This is a genomic window from Arenimonas sp. (assembly GCF_041919775.1).
Taxonomy (GTDB): Bacteria; Pseudomonadota; Gammaproteobacteria; order Xanthomonadales; family Xanthomonadaceae; genus Arenimonas.
Genome location: NZ_JAYRTE010000008.1, coordinates 58529 through 74598 on the forward strand (window position 1 = coordinate 58529; position 16070 = coordinate 74598).

At 71.4% G+C, this 16070-nt stretch carries 9 protein-coding genes; 3 read left to right on the forward strand and 6 right to left on the reverse strand.

Features of this window, described 5'->3' with window-relative positions; translation table 11 throughout:
* Window positions 1-26 precede the first annotated feature (26 nt).
* The 3 genes from ACE3TE_RS06920 to ACE3TE_RS06930 are packed head-to-tail and all read left to right on the forward strand — an operon-like array spanning window position 27 to window position 7032.
* On the forward strand, window positions 27-1823 hold the full coding sequence (locus ACE3TE_RS06920) for an autotransporter assembly complex family protein (protein ID WP_374603453.1): 1797 nt from the start codon (window positions 27-29) through the stop codon (window positions 1821-1823).
* Window positions 1820-5560 carry a translocation/assembly module TamB domain-containing protein gene (locus ACE3TE_RS06925; RefSeq protein WP_374603455.1) on the forward strand — a complete coding sequence of 1247 codons (3741 nt, stop codon included), beginning with the start codon at window positions 1820-1822 and terminating at the stop codon, window positions 5558-5560. The genes ACE3TE_RS06920 and ACE3TE_RS06925 overlap by 4 nt, the downstream gene beginning before the upstream one ends.
* A gap of 56 nt (window positions 5561-5616) precedes the next feature.
* Window positions 5617-7032, forward strand: a complete 1416-nt coding sequence (locus tag ACE3TE_RS06930) for a diguanylate cyclase domain-containing protein (RefSeq protein ID WP_374603457.1) — start codon at window positions 5617-5619, stop codon at window positions 7030-7032.
* A 31-nt stretch (window positions 7033-7063) separates the two neighbouring features.
* Here ACE3TE_RS06930 and ACE3TE_RS06935 read toward each other — a convergent pair whose 3' ends face one another.
* From ACE3TE_RS06935 to ACE3TE_RS06960, 6 genes are all read right to left on the reverse strand, one after another.
* Window positions 7064-8794, reverse strand: coding sequence for a serine hydrolase domain-containing protein (locus ACE3TE_RS06935; protein ID WP_374603459.1), 1731 nt, complete (start codon window positions 8792-8794; stop codon window positions 7064-7066).
* A gap of 172 nt (window positions 8795-8966) precedes the next feature.
* Window positions 8967-10787 (reverse strand): autotransporter domain-containing protein, encoded by a 1821-nt coding sequence (locus ACE3TE_RS06940; RefSeq protein ID WP_374603461.1) that lies wholly within the window; start codon window positions 10785-10787, stop codon window positions 8967-8969.
* A 146-nt stretch (window positions 10788-10933) separates the two neighbouring features.
* Complete coding sequence (locus ACE3TE_RS06945; RefSeq protein ID WP_374603463.1) at window positions 10934-12136, reverse strand: hypothetical protein; 1203 nt, start codon at window positions 12134-12136, stop codon at window positions 10934-10936.
* Window positions 12137-12145: 9 nt separating this feature from the next.
* Window positions 12146-12730 carry a DUF2062 domain-containing protein gene (locus tag ACE3TE_RS06950; RefSeq protein ID WP_374603465.1) on the reverse strand — a complete coding sequence of 195 codons (585 nt, stop codon included), beginning with the start codon at window positions 12728-12730 and terminating at the stop codon, window positions 12146-12148.
* 17 nt (window positions 12731-12747) lie between these two features.
* Window positions 12748-14625 carry a tRNA uridine-5-carboxymethylaminomethyl(34) synthesis enzyme MnmG gene (gene mnmG, locus ACE3TE_RS06955; protein ID WP_374603467.1) on the reverse strand — a complete coding sequence of 626 codons (1878 nt, stop codon included), beginning with the start codon at window positions 14623-14625 and terminating at the stop codon, window positions 12748-12750.
* Window positions 14626-15053: 428 nt separating this feature from the next.
* On the reverse strand, window positions 15054-16019 hold the full coding sequence (locus tag ACE3TE_RS06960) for a hypothetical protein (RefSeq protein ID WP_374603469.1): 966 nt from the start codon (window positions 16017-16019) through the stop codon (window positions 15054-15056).
* Between the last annotated feature and the right edge of the window lie 51 nt (window positions 16020-16070).

A 16070-nucleotide genomic window follows, 5' to 3' on the forward strand; every position in this document is an offset into this window, starting at 1 on the left:
CGGCGGGCTGCGGTTATGCTGGGGCGGTGACGCCACTCCGCCAGCCCACTTCGCTGCTGCCGGCTGCCCTGCTGGCCCTGTTCCTGATGTTGCCGGGACTGCCGGCGGCCGCGCTGGAGCTGCGCGCGGTCGAGGTGCGCGGCCTGACCGACGAGGCCGAAATCGCGAACGTGCGCGCGGCCCTGTCGCTGGTGGCGCTCGACGCCCGCCAGCGCGCCGACCTGGGCGAGGGCCAGCTCGACTACCTGCTGCGCCAGGTGCCGCGCGACGTGGCCCGGGGCCTGGAACCCTTCGGGTACTACGAAACCGAAGCCGAATCCGACGTTCGCCGCGACGGCGAGGCGGTGACCGTCCTCGTCACCGTGCGTCCCGGCGAGCCGGTGCGGGTGGACGAACGGGAAATCAGGATCACCGGCGAAGCCGGCGCCGACGAAGCCATCACCCGCCGCCTTCGCTGGCTGCGTCCCCGCACCGGCCAGCCACTGCGCCACGACCTGTACGAAGCCTCCAAGGCCACCATCGACGCGCTGCTGCGCGAACGGGGCTATTTCGACGCCCGCCAGCTGATCCACCGGGTCGAGGTTGATCGCGGAGAAGGCCTGGCCGACATTTTCCTGACCTGGGAGTCGGGTGAACGTTATCGCCTGGGCGAAGCCGGCTTCAGCGGCCACCCGTTCCGCGAAGGCCTGCTGGAAAAACTCGTCGACTGGGAGCCGGGCACGCCCTACACCCAGTCGCGGGTGGTGGACCTGCAGCAGCGGCTGGCGGCGCTGGACTACTTCGCCGGCATCGACGTACGTGCCGAACCGGTGGACGGCAGCACCCTCGTGCCCGTCGACGTCCGGCTCACGCCGGCCAAGCGCAGCGTCTACAGCGCCGGCCTGCGCTATTCCACCGACCGGGGCGCCGGCATCACCGGGGGCCTGGAACGTCGCTGGGTGAACGATCGCGGCCACAAGCTGGCGGCGGCGCTTGAACTCGCGCAGCGCGGCAACGAGGCCAACGTCGCCTATCGGATTCCCGCGTTCGCCTGGCTCGCGGGCTGGTACACGGCCAGCGCCAGCCTGCGCCAGGACCCGGTCGACTTCATCGATTCGGAGGTGCTGGAAGTGGCCGGCACCCGCAGCGGCCAGCTCGGCGACTGGAACCTGGTGGCCGGCCTGCACTTCCGGCGTGAACGCTTCGACGACCCTGCCACCGGCAACGCACTGGCGTATTCGACGCTGGTGTATCCGCAGCTCAGCGCCACCTGGCGCGTCGCCGACGATCCGCTTTACCCGCGCCGCGGGCATTCGCTGCACGTGGAGCTGCGCGGCGGCCATACCGCCATCGGTTCGGACATCGACTTCCTGCAGGCGCGCGCCGAGGCCAGCTGGGTGCGCTCGCTGGACTGGCGCAACCGCATCCTTCTGCGCGCCGAACTGGGCACCACGCTCACCGACGACTTCGACCCGTTCCCGCCGCTGCTGCGCTTCTACGCCGGCGGCGACCAGAGCGTGCGTGGTTATGGCCATCGCGACATCGGCGAACCCTTCACCGGCCTCGACAACCGGCGATACGTGATCGGCGGCAAGCACCTGGTCGTCGCTAGCGTCGAGTTCGAGCGCATGTTCACCCGCGAATGGGGCGGTGCGGTGTTCGTGGACGCCGGCGACGCCTTCGACGACTTCGGCGCCGATGCCTTCGACGTACAGGTCGGCGTGGGCGTGGGCCTGCGCTGGCGCTCGCCGGTCGGCCCGGTGCGCCTTGACCTGGCGCACGGCCTGGGCGATGACGCGCAGGACGCGATCCGCCTGCACCTGACGATCGGGCCCGACCTGTGACGGCGCGCGAAGCCACCACCACGAGCCGTCGCCGCTGGCCGCGCCTGCTGGGACTGGCGGTGCTGGCCCTGTTGGTCGCGCTGGCGCTCGCACTGGGCTGGCTGCTGGCGACCGGCGGCGGTCGCGACACCACGCTGTCGTGGCTGCAGTCGCGCCTGGGCGAAGACGCGCTGGCCTGGGATTCCGCCGAAGGCACCCTCGGCGGCAAGCTGGTCCTGCACGGCGTGCGCTGGCAGGGCGAGGGCGTGCGGGTCAGCGCCGACCGCCTGCTGCTTTCGCCGCGACCGGGCGCCCTGCTTACCGGCGCGCTGCGCCTTGATGCCCTCGAAGCCGACGCGGTGCACGTGTGGCTGGCGCCCGAACCGGAACAGGCGCCGGAGCCGTGGACCGGCTGGCCCGAGATCCTGCCCGCCATCCCCCTGCCCTTCGAGCTGTCGGCGCAGACGGCCACCGTGGCCGGCCTGCGCATCACCCGCGGCGACGAACCGCTGTTCGCGATGGACAGCCTCTCGGCCGACGACCTGGCCTTCGAGCAGGAGGGCCTGCGCGTCGGCCAGCTGCGCGGCGACGGCGACTGGGGCGAGGCCCGCCTGCAGGGCCATTATTTCCCCGCCGACGGCTTTCGCACCGAACTCGATGGACGGCTGCGGCTGGTGGCCCCCGAAGGCGAGGAAGACGCGCAGGTCCAGCTTTCGCTGCGCGGCGACGTGGACACCATGCGCGCCGAAGCCAGCGGCACGGCCGGCGGCCGCTGGAGCCTGGTGGCGGCGATCGAAGACGGCCGTTCCCGCCAGGCCTGGACGATCGATGCACAGGGCGAACAGATCGCGCCGCATTGGTTCGGCGCCGACCCGGCCAGCGCGCCGCTCGATGCCGTGGTCGCGCTGGCAGGCGAAGGCGATACCGGCCGCGGCCGCATCGCACTGAGCCAGGGCGATACCGATCTGGCGCTGGAGGACCTGCAGGCCCGGTTCGCCGGCGCCGGCCTGGCGCTGGACGACGGCCGGCTGCTGACGCCGGCCGGCGAACTCACCGTCCAGGGCGCCTGGGATCCACTTGCCGAACAGCCGATTTCGCTTACCGCCAATGCCCAGGCCCTGCAGTGGGCCCCGGCCGACGGCGGCGCGACGGTGCAGGCCGCCGGCACGCTGTCCGTGCAGGGCCTGCCCGAAGACTGGCACGCGACGCTCGATGCCACCCTGGTCCGCGAAGGCGAACAGGCCACGCTTCGCGCCACCGGCCAGGGCGACACCCGCGGCGTGCGGCTCGAGGAGCTGGCGATGCGCACGCCCGGTGGCCGCCTCGCCGGCCAGGGTCGCGTGGACTGGCAGCCGGCGCTGGCGATCAGGCTTGACGCCCGCCTGGACGACTTGGATCCGGGCTACCTGCTGCCCGACTACCCCGGCGCGATCAGCGGCGACCTGCGCGTGGACCTGCGCCAGGCCGACGCCGGCTGGACCGGCGACCTCGCCCTTTCCGACCTGCGCGGCACGCTGCGCGGCCGTCCGGTCTCCGGCCAGGGCACGCTGGCCTGGCAGGGCGAGTCCGGCCAGCTGGCGACTGCGCTGTCTCTGGGAGAAAGCCGGCTCCGCGCCGAAGGCCGCATCGGTGCCACGCTGGCGCTGGACGTTTCGCTGCGGCCGCTTCGCCTGGCCGATCTTGCCGAAGGCGCCGGCGGTGAATTGCAGGGAAGCCTTCGCATACTTGGCCCGCGTGCGGCCCCGGGCCTGGTGGCCGACCTGCAGGCCAGCAAGCTGCGCTGGGGCGAGCTGCAGCTCGACGCCGGCAGCCTGCGCGGCGAACTGCCCGCCGACAGCGGCACGGGCAGCCTCGTGCTGGACGGCACCGACCTGCGCTACGGCGAGCCCCGCATCCAGTCCCTGACCCTGCGCGCCGACGGCCACCAGCGCGACATGGCCCTGCGCCTAGAGGCACGCAGCAACGACCTGCAGCTGGCACTGGAAAGCAGCGTGCGCCTTGAAGGCGGAAGCCGTCGCGGCGAACTTCGCGCGTTCTCGCTCGACGCGCCGCGCGCGCCGGCCCTGGCCCTGCGCGAGCCGGCGGCCTGGTCCTGGACCGACGGCAGCCTCCGCCTCGAGCCGGCCTGCGTCACCGGCGAAGGCAGCGGTTTCCTGTGCCTGCAGGCCGACCGCGGCCTGTGGCGCGCCGACGGTGAACGCATCCCGTTGGCCCTGGCCCAGCCCTGGCTGCCCGACGCCGGCGTGCCCCTGCGCCTGGACGGCGAGCTGGCTCTCGACGCCGAGCTGCGAGAGGGCCGCAGCGGCTGGAACGGCGAACTGCGCATCGCCAGCGCGGCCGGCGGCCTGGCCACCGAGGCCAGCGCCGGCCGCCGCAGCCTGTTCGCCTACCGCGACCTCCAGGTCACTGCCCTCGTGGAGAACGGGTCGGTGGACGCCCGCGCCAGCGCCGCGCTGAACGAACAGGGCAGCCTGCTAGCCGAAGTGCGCGCCGATGCCGGCGACGAGGGCGCCGTGTCGGGCCAGCTGGCGCTGCGCATGCAGGACCTGACCTGGCTGGAACTGCTGTCACCGGACATCGTCGAACCGACCGGCCGGCTCGAAGGCCGGATGCAGTTCTCCGGCACGCGCGCGGCGCCGCGCCTGGAAGGCCGGCTGGCCCTGCGCGAGCTCGCCACCGAACTTCCGGCCCTGGGCCTGGCGCTGGAAGGCGGCCGGTTCGACCTGCAAAGCGCCGCCGACGGCAGCGCCGTGCTGAGCGGCCGGGTGCAGTCGGGCGACGGCGTGCTGCAGGTGGACGGCTCGCTCGACCTGGCGCGCGAACAGCCGCTGGAACTGGCCCTGACCGGCGACCGGGTCACCTTCTCCGATACGCCCGACCTGCAGCTGGTGGCCAGCCCGGCCCTGGTGGTGGCGATGGGCGACGAGCGCCTGCGCGTCGGCGGCCGCATCGAAGTCACCCGGGCCCGGGTCAACCTCGAAGCCCTCGACGGCGGCGCCGTCGAACCCTCGCCCGACGTCGTCCTGGTCGACGCCGACGTGCCGCGCGACACCGGCCCGGTGCTCGACCTGGCGGTGCACATCGCGCTGGGCGACGACGTGCGCCTGCGTGGCTTCGGCCTGGACGGATCGCTCGCCGGCGGGCTCGACATCCGGCAGGCGCCGGGCCGCCCCGCCCTGGCCACCGGCACGCTGCAGGCCAGCGGCCGCTACCGCGCCTACGGCCAGGACCTGGACATCCGGCGTGCGCGCCTGGCCTACAGCGGCAGCCCGGTCGACAACCCGGCGCTCGACATCCTGGCGGAACGCCGGCGCGGCGAAGTCACCGTCGGCGTGCAGGTGCGCGGCCGGGCGCTGAGTCCGGTGACGACGATCGTCTCGACGCCGGCAATGGACACCAGCGAAGCGCTGAGCTGGCTGGTCTTCGGGCGCCCGCTGCAGTCGACCAGCGCCAACGAGTCGAGCCAGCTGGAAGCCTCGGCGCTCGCCCTGGGCGTCGGCGGCAACCTGCTGGCCCAGCAGATCGGCGACGGCCTCGGCCTGGACAGCGCCGGCGTCGAGGACAGCCGCGCCCTCGGCGGCGCCACCTTCACCGTCGGCAAATACCTGTCACCGCGCCTGTTCCTCGGCTACGGCATCTCGCTGGTGGGCCGCGGCCAGGTGGTCACGCTCAAGTACCTGCTGTCCCGGGGCTTCGACATCACCATCGAATCGGGCACCGAATCGGCCGCATCGCTCAACTGGCGCACCGAGCGCTGATCGCAGGCTAGGATGTGGGCCGGGGGGAAACGATGACGAACGAGCAGGTACTGTCCATGCAAGCGGACCGGTGGCGGCCATGGCTGCTGCATCCGCTGCTGCTGTTGCTGTGGCTGGGCAGCTTCCTGCTGGCGGCCGCGCTTGAACACGCGCCGCATGCCAGCCTCTGGTTCCCGCCCGCGGCGGTCACCTTCGCCGGGCTCTACTGCGTGGGCTGGCGCGCGGCGCCGGCGATCTTCCTCGCCTGTGCGCTGGGTACCTGGCTGACCGAAGCCGCCAACCAGGACGGCGTGCGACTGGATGTGCTGGCCTCGTCGAGCCTGGTGTTCGCGCTGGTCCACACCGGCGCCTACGCGCTGCCGGCGATGGTGCTGCGGCGGCTGGCGCCGTCGGCGCTGTCCGAACTGACCCTTCGGGCGGTTTCGCAGTTCCTGGTGCTCGGTGCGCTGGGCGCGATGCTGGCCGCCGTGCTGGGCGGGGTCGGCCTGCAGAAGACCAACCTGCTGCAGGCGCCCGATCTTTTCGAACTCGCTTCGGCGTGGTGGATCGGTGACTACGCGGCCCTGGTGACCCTGGCCCCGGTGCTGGCGCTGCTGCTGCGCTGGGTCGGTGGAGACGGCAGCGTGCGGCGTTTTCCCGCCTTCGAATGGGGGCAGTGGCGCTTTCGCAGGACCGCGGCTGGCAAGCTGGCCCTGCTGTTCCTGGCGACCCTGGCCATCCTGGTGGGCTACCTGGAGTTCTCCAACAGCCGGGCGCTGCTGGTCGTGCTGGTGCTGCCGGTGGTACTTCAGCTGTGGATCGTGCACACCGAGAACCTGGCCAGCGCCCAGCTGGGCATGCTCGGCTTCAGCCTGCTGACGGTCGGGGCGGCCGCTGGCTTCAACGTCGGCGAGGATGCCCTGATCCTGCAGTTCGCCGCGATCAGCCTGGCCGCCAATTCCTACCTCAGCCTGGCGGCGCCGGCGCTCTACGCCGCCAATGAACGCCTCCGCGACCAGGTCAGCCATGACGGCCTGACCGGCGCGCTGAGCCGGGCCTGGTTCGAGGACCGCGCCGCCCTGGAGCTGGCCAATGCCTCGCGGCAGGGACGACCCTCGTCGATCGTGATGCTCGACGTCGACGGGCTCAAGGAGCTCAACGACACGCAGGGACACGCCGTCGGCGACCTGGCGCTGCGCGAACTGGTGGTGCGCTGCAAGGCCTGCCTGCGCGGCGAAGATTTCATCGGGCGCCTGGGCGGCGACGAGTTCGCCATTTTCCTGCCCGGTGCCGACGAGACGAAGGCCAGCGAAGTCGTACGGGCCATCCGCGCCCAGCTCGAAGCGGGCGCACGGCAATCGCCGGACAACCTGGTCGCCGCGAGCTTCGGCATCGCGAGCACGACCGACTCCTCGCCGTCGCTGTCCCGGCTGCTGCAGGCCGCCGACCAGGCCATGTATGCCGAAAAGCGGGGACGGCGACGGACGCCGTGAGCCAGGGCCTGGGTGGCCACCTCCCGGGACATCAACGACGCTTGTAGCGCATTCCCTTCACCCGCGTCGCATCGAACACCAGGGCAGGCACGCGGCCAGACTCGTCGCGCTCGAAGCGCGTCGTGTAGATGGACGGCCCCTTGAACACGTCGCTTTCATCGGTAGGCTCGAGCCTTTCCTCGGCCATGCCCCGGCTGGCAACGAACACCTGGCTGCCCTCCACGCGCACGTAGAGCACGGCGTCGATGTCCTCGCCTTCGTACGTGCCGGCGTAGGCCACTGCCCGGGCGGCCGTCGGTCCCGCCGGTGGCGTCCAGCGGAACAGGTCGTCGCCGCCGGAGGTATTGGTGGTGATGTCCCAGGCCGACATCATCATGTCTTCGCCGCCGGGCCTGAAGGTGACCACATAGGTGGACCCTTCGAACTCGGACGTGAACCGGCCGTCACCCACCGGCGTCAGCAGGGGCAGGGGCGCGCGGCCCTGCGGCGTTACCTCGAGGGAGTCGCCGGCGACGCGGATGGTCGACCTGTAGTTGCCGCGCGCGTTGCGGTACTCACCCGCATAAACCTGCAGTTCCGAGGCGGTCAGTTTCACGGGCGGCCCTGGCTTGGCGATGGCTTCCGGGGCCACGTCTGCCGGCGGCGCGGCGGCTTCCCCAGGGTCGGCGGGACCCACGTACAGCCGCGCCACCTCCGGGCCGAAGCTTTCCATGCCCGGATAGACGTTGCACAGCGTCGCCACCGACAGCGCCGTGCCGGGCACCTGCACCAGCCAGGTGTAGTCGCCGACGCCGTGGTAGGCCACCAGCGGAATGCCGCGGTAGTCGCGCCGGAACACGCCGAAGGAGAACGACGCCTGCCCGGCATCGGCCGCGCGCGGCGGTGCACCTTCCTCCAGGGCCTCCAGCATCTTCGACAGTCCGCGTGCGGGGTCGCGCAGCGCGGCGTCCCAGCGGACCAGGTCTTCGAGGTTGGTGGTGACCGAGATGCCGCCGGTCGGGCTTCGGCGATACGCGAGCACCCTGCCGCCGCCGTCCCCGCTGGCCTGGTTGAACAGCGCGTGCCCCGGGTACACGGGGGCCTGGCTGGCGCCGATGCGGGTGGTGTCCATGCCCAGCGGCCCGAGCAGCTTCGCGTGCAGGTAGTCGTGCAGGGAGCTGCCGGTCTTTCGCTCGACGAGGATCGTGAGCAGGCCGTAGTCGGTGTTGCTGTACATCTGGCCCTGGCCCGGCGCGAAGCCGAGTTTTCCCCAGCGATGCAGGACACGGAAGAACTCGTCTTCCGACACCGGGGTTTCCATGGAGTTGAACGCCGGATCGAGCACGCCGTAGTCGGCCAGGCCGCTGGTGTGGTGCAGCAGCTGGCGCACGGTGACGGCCGAGGCGTAGGCAGGCAGCTCGGGCACATGCTTGCGCACGGCGTCGTCCAGCCCCAGCTGGCCGTCGCGGGCCAGCATGGCCACGGCCAGCGCGACGAAGACGCGCGCTTCCGAGTACGGCAGCCAGTGGCTGGTGGCGGCGGTTCGCTCGACCCCCAGCGCGACGTCCGCCATGCCGTAGCTCTTCTGGAAGATGAGCTTGCCGTCGTCGATGACGGCGACGCTGCAGCCGGGGGTGGACCGGCTGTCGTAGCGCGCGAACACCGCGTCGATCGCTTCCTCCGAAGGCGACAGGCGGACCACGCCGGCCTGGGCCTGGGCGGCCATCAGCGTGGTGCACGCCACGAGGAGGAACACGGCACGGCGATTGCGCGGGATCTTCATGGCCTGGCCCTTGCTGTCGGAATCCTGATGACAGGCTTCAACGCGGACGGGCAGGCTCAGCGGCCGGCCGGGGCTGAAGGGCGGGCAAATCGGGACTGAAGTCCCTCCCACAGGGCAACGAAAAAGGCCGCCCGGGTGGGCGGCCTTCGTCGTGCAACAGGAAGCGTGCGGATCAGAAGTCGATGCGCAGGCCCAGGCTGCCGCTGTTGCGCTCCTGCTGGTCGTCGCTGAAACGGCCGCTGTAGGCCAGGAACGCGGTCATGTTGTCGCTGACCTGCCAGTTCAGGCCCAGGTCGGCGCTGATCCAGTCCTTGGACGGGGTGAAGCCCGGCATGGTGAAGCGGCCCGGCATCGAGTTCGAGCCGGCATTCACGAACAGCTGCTCGTCCTCGGATTCCTCGTTGTGCGCCACGCGCAGGAACGGACGGATCGCGCCGGCCTTGCCCATCAGCTGGTAGCCGATGCGGGTGACCATCGAGTCGCGGTCGAAGGACGAGTAGTTCATCGCCGTGGCGCTGCCGCTGTCCTCGGCGAAGGCGTCGACTTCCTGCTGCACCCACGAGGCGCCCACGAACGGGCCGTGCTGCATGCTGCCCATCTCGAACAGCCAGCCCAGGCCGAGCTCGGCGCCGAACAGCGAGGCGTTGGTGGAACCTTCCTCCTCGCGCATCGACGGGCCGAGCACGATGCCGCGGCTGACGTCGATCGAGGTGCTGCCGCCGCTGACCGCGCCGTGCAGGTAACCGCCGCCGCCGAAGGTCAGCGTGCCGTTGAGCGAGGCGATGACCGCGCGGCCGTCGACTTCGCCCATGCCGGTGTCGGTGTCATGGTTGCCCAGGGTGATGCCGAAGCCCCAGTAGGCGTTGTCGGTGATGCGGTGGTTGGCACCGACCGACAGGCTCAGCACGTCGGCCTCGGCGCCCGGCACGGCGGCGCTGGCGTCGAAGTCCTGCTGGCCGTACTGCACGGTGGCGTAGCTGCGCACGCTGCCGGTGGCCCGGTCGAGCTGGAAGTCCGACAGCATTTCGTCGGTCATCGCGCGCACGTGGTTTTCATTGATCTGCACGCCCGCTTCGCCGGCCATCGAGAACTGCACCGGCGCGGCGATGGTGGACATCACCACGTTGGCCAGCATCGCGTGGGCGGCGCCGGTCGGGTGCACCCCGTCGGCGAACAGGTAGGTTTCGTTGGTGCCCGGCGCGTAGCCGGCCGGCAGGCCGGAACCGTTCGGGCCGCAGGCGATCGAGCTGGGCGGGTTGCAGGCGGTGCCGGTGACGTTGGTGAAGCCGTAGCGGCCCGGATCGGACACGATCTCGGCGATCAGACCGAAGGTGTTGATCGGGATGATGCCGTCGCCGAGCTGCTCGAGGCCGGCGTTGAGCGCGCTGTTGTAGACCACCGTGATCTGCGACACCGACGAGGCGTTCGGCGTCGAGCCGAACTGCGGCGTGGCGCCGAGGTTGGGCAGGTTGTAGACGATGATGTAGTTGGCGCCGGCGGCCTGCAGGCGGCCGATCTGCTGCACGTAGGCGGTGGCGGCGGCGACGGTGTTGGCCTGGGCGTTGGCCGGGGCCAGAGTCAGCGTGGCGAAGATGTCGTTGGCGCCGCCCCAGATGCTGTAGAGCGCGTTCGGATCAGCGCTGCCGCCGGTGAGGGCGAGGTACTGGCTGACCTGGTCGCTGATGCGCGGCACCGGGTTGAGGCACAGGCCGACCGGATTGACGCAGGCGCCGCCCCAGGCGAAGTTCGGGCCGCCCGACAGCGAGTTCAGGCCGGACAGGCCGAAGGCCGCGGCGATGATCTCGGCCGCGACCGGATCGGGATTGGTGGTGAAGCTGTTGCCCGGGGGCAGGCCCTGCGCCTGGGCGATGTTGCCCGAGTCGCTGAGGCTGTCGCCGAACACGTAGAAGCCGGTGAACTGCTGGGCCTGCGCGGCGCCGGAGAAACCGAGCGCGAGTGCGAGCGCACCGGCGAGTTTGTGGGAACGGGGCATGTGAGACTCCTTGGAAAACTGGGACTTGTTGATGGCCACGTGCCCAGGGTCTCCTTCGCGCGCACCGCGGTCCGGCACGCGCGCCCTCCCTTGAGCCGCTGCCCGCCACATTAATGCAAAGGCCCCGCCCATACCACCGGGTAGGGTCAGGGCGCCACCCGTGCGCCGCGCAGCCGCGGGCTGCCGTCCACCACTTCGGTCCAGGCCAGCCAGGCCTGGCCGTCGCGCAGCTGCAGGCGCGGGAAGCCGGTGCCGCGACCGCGGCCGGCCAGGTCGGCCACCTTCAGCCGCAGCGATTCGCTGGCCAGTCCATGGTCGTGCCGGGCCAGCCACAGCGACTGCCGGCCGCCGCGCTCTTCGATCCAGGCCGTCCAGACGCCATCGCCATCGGCGGCCACGTCGACCCGGCCCTGCACGAAGTCCCCGGCCACCAGCGTCAGCGGCGCCCTGAACCCGCGGCCGCCGTCGTCCGAATGCGCCAGGCGCAGCGCCGGGGTGCCACCGGCCGCGGTATACCAGGCCACCCAGGCCTGGTCGCCCCGGGCGGCGATCGCCGGGCCGTTCACCGGGCAGGCCGGCATCATCCAGTTGTCGGCGTGCACGATAACCGGCGTCTGCCACTTGCCGCCTTCGAAACGCGCCACCGCGATGTCGCGGATCTCGCCTTCGGCGCGATCGCGGTACGCCAGCAGGACCGTGTCGCCGACCCGGGCGCTGTCGGTCTGGCAGCAGTCGCAGGTGCTGGCGTCGAGCTGGCTGTCGGACTGTTTGCCGCGGGCGTTGAAGACCGCGGCGCGCAGCGTCATCGCGCCGCCGTGGCCGTCATGCCCGCCGTGCCCGCCGCCGCCGGTGTGGCGGCCGTCGAGCCAGGCGATGCCCAGGCCGCCGCCGGGCTGCGGCCAGAGCGTGGCGAAGCCGTGTTCGGTCTCGGTGCCGTCGTCGTGCACGGGCGGCATCTGTCGCCATGTCTTGCCGCCATCCTGCGAGGACTGCAGCCGCACGTCATAGGCATAGGGCGCGTCGCCGTTCTTCACCAGCACGTGGGCCCAGAGGCTGCCGTCGTCGAGCACCTGCAGCGCCGGGAAGTCGGCCCAGTTCACGAACCATTTGTCGCTTTCGGCCACCATGCCGACCGGCGACCAGGCGCCGGCCTTGTCGTAACGCGCGAAAGCCAGGCGGTGGCCGCCGCCCTGACGGCGCTCGATCCAGCTCAGCACGAGGTCGCCGTCGGGAGCCGAGGAAAGGTTGGGCTGGGCCGAGCCCGCGGGCGCCGGCAGCGACCAGTCCGATACCGTGGCGGCCTGCAGCGGCAGGGCGAATATCAGCAAGGCGGCGGCGGGCAGCTTCATGCCGCCAATCTAGCCTTCCGGGGCGTCTGCGTCACCGTGGCGGTAGCCGAAGTGTTCGTGCAGCGCTGCCAGCTGCGTGCGGAAACGCCGCGCCTCCCAGGCCAGCAGGCGCCAGCCCAGGTCCAGCAGCAGCGCGAAGCCCAGGCCGCCGATGATGCCGCCCACCACGAGCGCATTGATATGCGTCCCGACCACGCTGGCGCCCTCGCCGTAGCCGGTGAGGCCGATCAGCCAGGCGCCCAGGCGATGGGTGGCGTAATAGATCGGCCCGAGCGTCAGCGGGTTGGTGACCATCTGCAGCGCCGCCATCACCGTCAGGTTGCCGCGCAGCCAGATCGCCAGCGCCAGCCCGATCGCCAGCTGCAGGCCGTAGACCGGCATCAGTGCCACCACCGCGCCGGTGTACAGCGACACCATCACGTGCTGGCGTTTGAACGACCATAGGTAAGGACGCTTGCGCGCGGCTTCGGCGAACCACTTGATCACGGGGTAGCGCGCGACGTTGGCGCGCCGCGGCAGCGGCCGCAGCCAGCGTCGCAGGCGACGGCGGCGTGCGAGCCAGCGCCGGTGCAGCGGATGCGAACGGACGGGCATGGCCGGGACGCGCCGCCTCAGGCGACGCGGCGGCCCTTGCGCCGGGCCAGCTGCACCAGCAGCAGCGAGATCGCGGCCGGGGTCATGCCCGGGATGCGCTGGGCCTGGCCGATGGTTTCCGGCCGCACGCTGGCCAGCTTGCCCTGCAGTTCAGCCGACAGCCCGGGCAGGCCGGCGTAGTCGAAGTCGCCGGGGATGCGCGTCTCTTCGTGGCGGCGCTGGCGCTGGATTTCCTCGTTCTGGCGATCCACGTAGCCGGCGTACTTCACGCCGATCTCGACCTGCTCGGCCACCGCCGGGTCGTGCACGCCGGGGCCCAGCGAAGGCAGGCGGCGCAGCGCGGCGTAGTCGAGCTCGGGCCGCTTCATCAGGTCGAGCGCGGTGCACTCGCGGCTGAGCACGACGCCGGTGCCGGCCTCGAGCTCGCGCGCCAGTTCGCCGCCGGGCGTGGCCCAGATGGCCTTGAGCCGCGCGGTTTCGGCTTCGACGGCTTCTGCCTTGCGCGCGTAGGCGGCGAAGCGCGCCTCGTCGACCAGGCCCAGTTCACGCCCGATGGGAGTCAGGCGCGCGTCGGCATTGTCCTCGCGCAGCTGCAGCCGGTATTCGGCGCGGCTGGTGAACATGCGGTAGGGCTCGGTGGTGCCGTGCGTGACCAGGTCGTCCACCAGCACGCCCAGGTAGGCCTGGTCGCGGCGCGGCGACCAGGCCTCGCGCTGCTGCACCTGGCGTGCGGCGTTCAGGCCGGCGAGCAGGCCCTGGGCCGCCGCCTCTTCGTAGCCGGTGGTGCCGTTGATCTGGCCGGCGAAAAACAGGCCGGCCACGGCCTTGGTTTCCAGCGAGGCCTTCAGGCCACGCGGGTCGAAGTAGTCGTATTCGATGGCATAACCAGGACGCGTGATCACGGCGTTTTCGAAGCCGCGCATCGTGCGCACCAGCTCAAGCTGCACCTCGAAGGGCAGCGAAGTGGAGATTCCGTTGGGGTAGATCTCGTGCGTGTCCAGGCCCTCGGGCTCGACGAACACCTGGTGCGAGGCCTTGTCGGCGAAGCGCACCACCTTGTCCTCGATGCTCGGGCAGTAGCGCGGGCCCACCCCTTCGATCTCGCCGGCGTACATCGGCGAACGGTCCAGGCCGCCGCGGATCACCTCGTGCGTGCGTTCATTGGTGTGCGTGATGAAACACGACACCTGCCGCGGGTGCTCGTGCACGCTGCCCAGGAACGAGAACACCGGGCGCGGGTCGTCGCCGGGCTGTTCGGCCATCACCGAATAATCGAGGCTGCGGCCGTCGATGCGCGGCGGCGTGCCGGTCTTGAGCCGGTCCACCACGAAGGGGCCGTCGCGCAGGCGCTCGGCCAGGGTGGTCGCCGGCGCCTCGCCGGCGCGGCCACCGGGGTGGTTGCGCAGGCCGACGTGGATCCGGCCGGCCAGGAAGGTGCCGGCGGTCAGCACGACGGCGGGCGCCGTGAAGCGCAGGCCGGACTGGGTGATCGCGCCACGGACCTGGCCGTTCTCGATCACCAGGTCGTCCACCGCGGCCTGAAACAGCGTCAGGTTCGGCTGGTTCTCAACCATCCGCCGGATCGCCGCCTTGTACAGCGCGCGGTCGGCCTGGGCGCGGGTGGCGCGCACGGCCGGGCCCTTGCTGGCGTTGAGCGTGCGCCACTGGATGCCCGCCTGGTCGGCGGCGCGGGCCATGGCGCCGCCCAGGGCGTCGATCTCGCGCACCAGGTGGCCCTTGCCGATGCCGCCGATGGCCGGGTTGCAGCTCATCTGCCCGACCGTCTCGATGCTGTGGGTCAGCAGCAGCGTGCGCGCACCGGCCCGCGCGGCCGCGAGGGCCGCTTCGGTGCCGGCGTGGCCGCCGCCGATGACGATCACTTCATAGCTGAGCATGGTCGGGATCCGTGGGAGGGCCGCGATTATCCGCCGTCATCGGGCGGGGTGCACCCGTGGCGGGCGTTGGCACGGTTTCTGCTTTAACTCCAAGGCACCTGCCGCGGCCAACGCCGGGGGGCGTCGACCAGACTGAACAGGGGCTGGTCAGGCGCGCGGTAGGGATGCCAGGGCCTGGCGCTCCCGGGGGGGAGCGCCAGGCCCTTTTTTTTTGCGTGATTCCAGCGATCCGGCAAGTTCACGGCGCTGCAGGGATAAAGTCGGCGCCCGGCGGGTCTTGGAACAGGGGGAATCCAGGGGACCTGATGCCGGGCGCCGAACAGGGGTCGGACCCACGCCCGCGTCACAACGTGACGCAAAGTGTCAGTCGGCGGCCGTAGGATGCGCTGCCCTCACGGGCGGTGCAATGCCATCGGACCGCCTCCGGACTAGCGTTCTTCGTCGGATGTTTCGTTTTGTGACGTGGGTCTCACTTGCGGTCGGGGGGCGGGACGCGGGGCGGCTGGCGCCTGCCGCGGTGCGGGTTTGGCCATCGGCGCCGCCCGCGGCGTTGGAGCGGCGTAGCGCGGCTGCGGAGCGACACGTGCCGGCGCCATCTGCTGCGAATAGCGTGCGCCCTGCGCCTGGCGGACTACCGGCTGCGGCTGGCTGATGGACTGGCGGGACTGCACGCGCACCGGTTCGGGATAGCGCATGCGCGGGCCCCCGGCCTGTGCCGGCGCCGGCTGCACCAGCGCGCGGGCGCGGGTCTCGGGCACGCGCTGGTAGCGCGTGGTGGGCTTGGGCATCGGCCGGACACTGGCTTCGTCCACCCGCGCGGGCTTGGCGTCCTGGCGCCGCGTTGGCGGGATCGCGCGCTCGCCCTGCACCGGGGGCCGGTAGGCCGGTTGCCCCGGCGGACGATAGACCGGCGCCGACTGTGCCGGCGGGATCCGGCCGGTCGGCTTGGGCATCGGCCGTGGCCGGTCGCGGCTGTAGTCCGGACGCGGGTAATAGCGCGGGCGATCGTGGCCCCGGTAGCCGCCGTACCAGCCCCAGTTGTTCCAGCCCCAGGTATTGCCGATCGAAAAGCTCCAGCCCGGCGCGTAGTGGTAGGGGTAGTACCCGCCCCAGGACGGCACGCAGCCGTAATAGCTGCGGCAGCGATAGCGGTCCAGGCCCCAGAACGGCGAATAGCCGTAACCGTAGCCATAGCCGATGCTGCTGCCGTAGCGGTAGTCGTAGTCGTACTCGTAGCTTTCGGCGCCGTAGTAGTAATCGCCTTCGCCTTCGTACGCCGGGTAGTAATAGCCGCCGTCGCGATAGACGGAGCGGTCACCGTAATAGCCGTCGCCATAGGTCGCGCAACCGGTGAGCGCGACCAACGGGACAAGCAGGGCCAGCAGGCGTTTCATGGCGTTTCCCCCAGTCATGCCGGGCAGTCTTGGCGCCAGGGGGTGAATACC

Excerpts from the sequence above, each read along its gene's own strand:
- ACE3TE_RS06930 (WP_374603457.1), top strand. The coding sequence starts at position 5,617 with ATGCAAGCGGACCGGTGGCGGCCATGGCTGCTGCATCCGCTGCTGCTG.
- ACE3TE_RS06935 (WP_374603459.1), bottom strand. The coding sequence starts at position 8,794 with ATGAAGATCCCGCGCAATCGCCGTGCCGTGTTCCTCCTCGTGGCGTGC.
- ACE3TE_RS06940 (WP_374603461.1), bottom strand. The coding sequence starts at position 10,787 with ATGCCCCGTTCCCACAAACTCGCCGGTGCGCTCGCACTCGCGCTCGGT.
- ACE3TE_RS06945 (WP_374603463.1), bottom strand. The coding sequence starts at position 12,136 with ATGAAGCTGCCCGCCGCCGCCTTGCTGATATTCGCCCTGCCGCTGCAG.
- ACE3TE_RS06950 (WP_374603465.1), bottom strand. The coding sequence starts at position 12,730 with ATGCCCGTCCGTTCGCATCCGCTGCACCGGCGCTGGCTCGCACGCCGC.
- mnmG (WP_374603467.1), bottom strand. The coding sequence starts at position 14,625 with ATGCTCAGCTATGAAGTGATCGTCATCGGCGGCGGCCACGCCGGCACC.
- ACE3TE_RS06960 (WP_374603469.1), bottom strand. The coding sequence starts at position 16,019 with ATGAAACGCCTGCTGGCCCTGCTTGTCCCGTTGGTCGCGCTCACCGGT.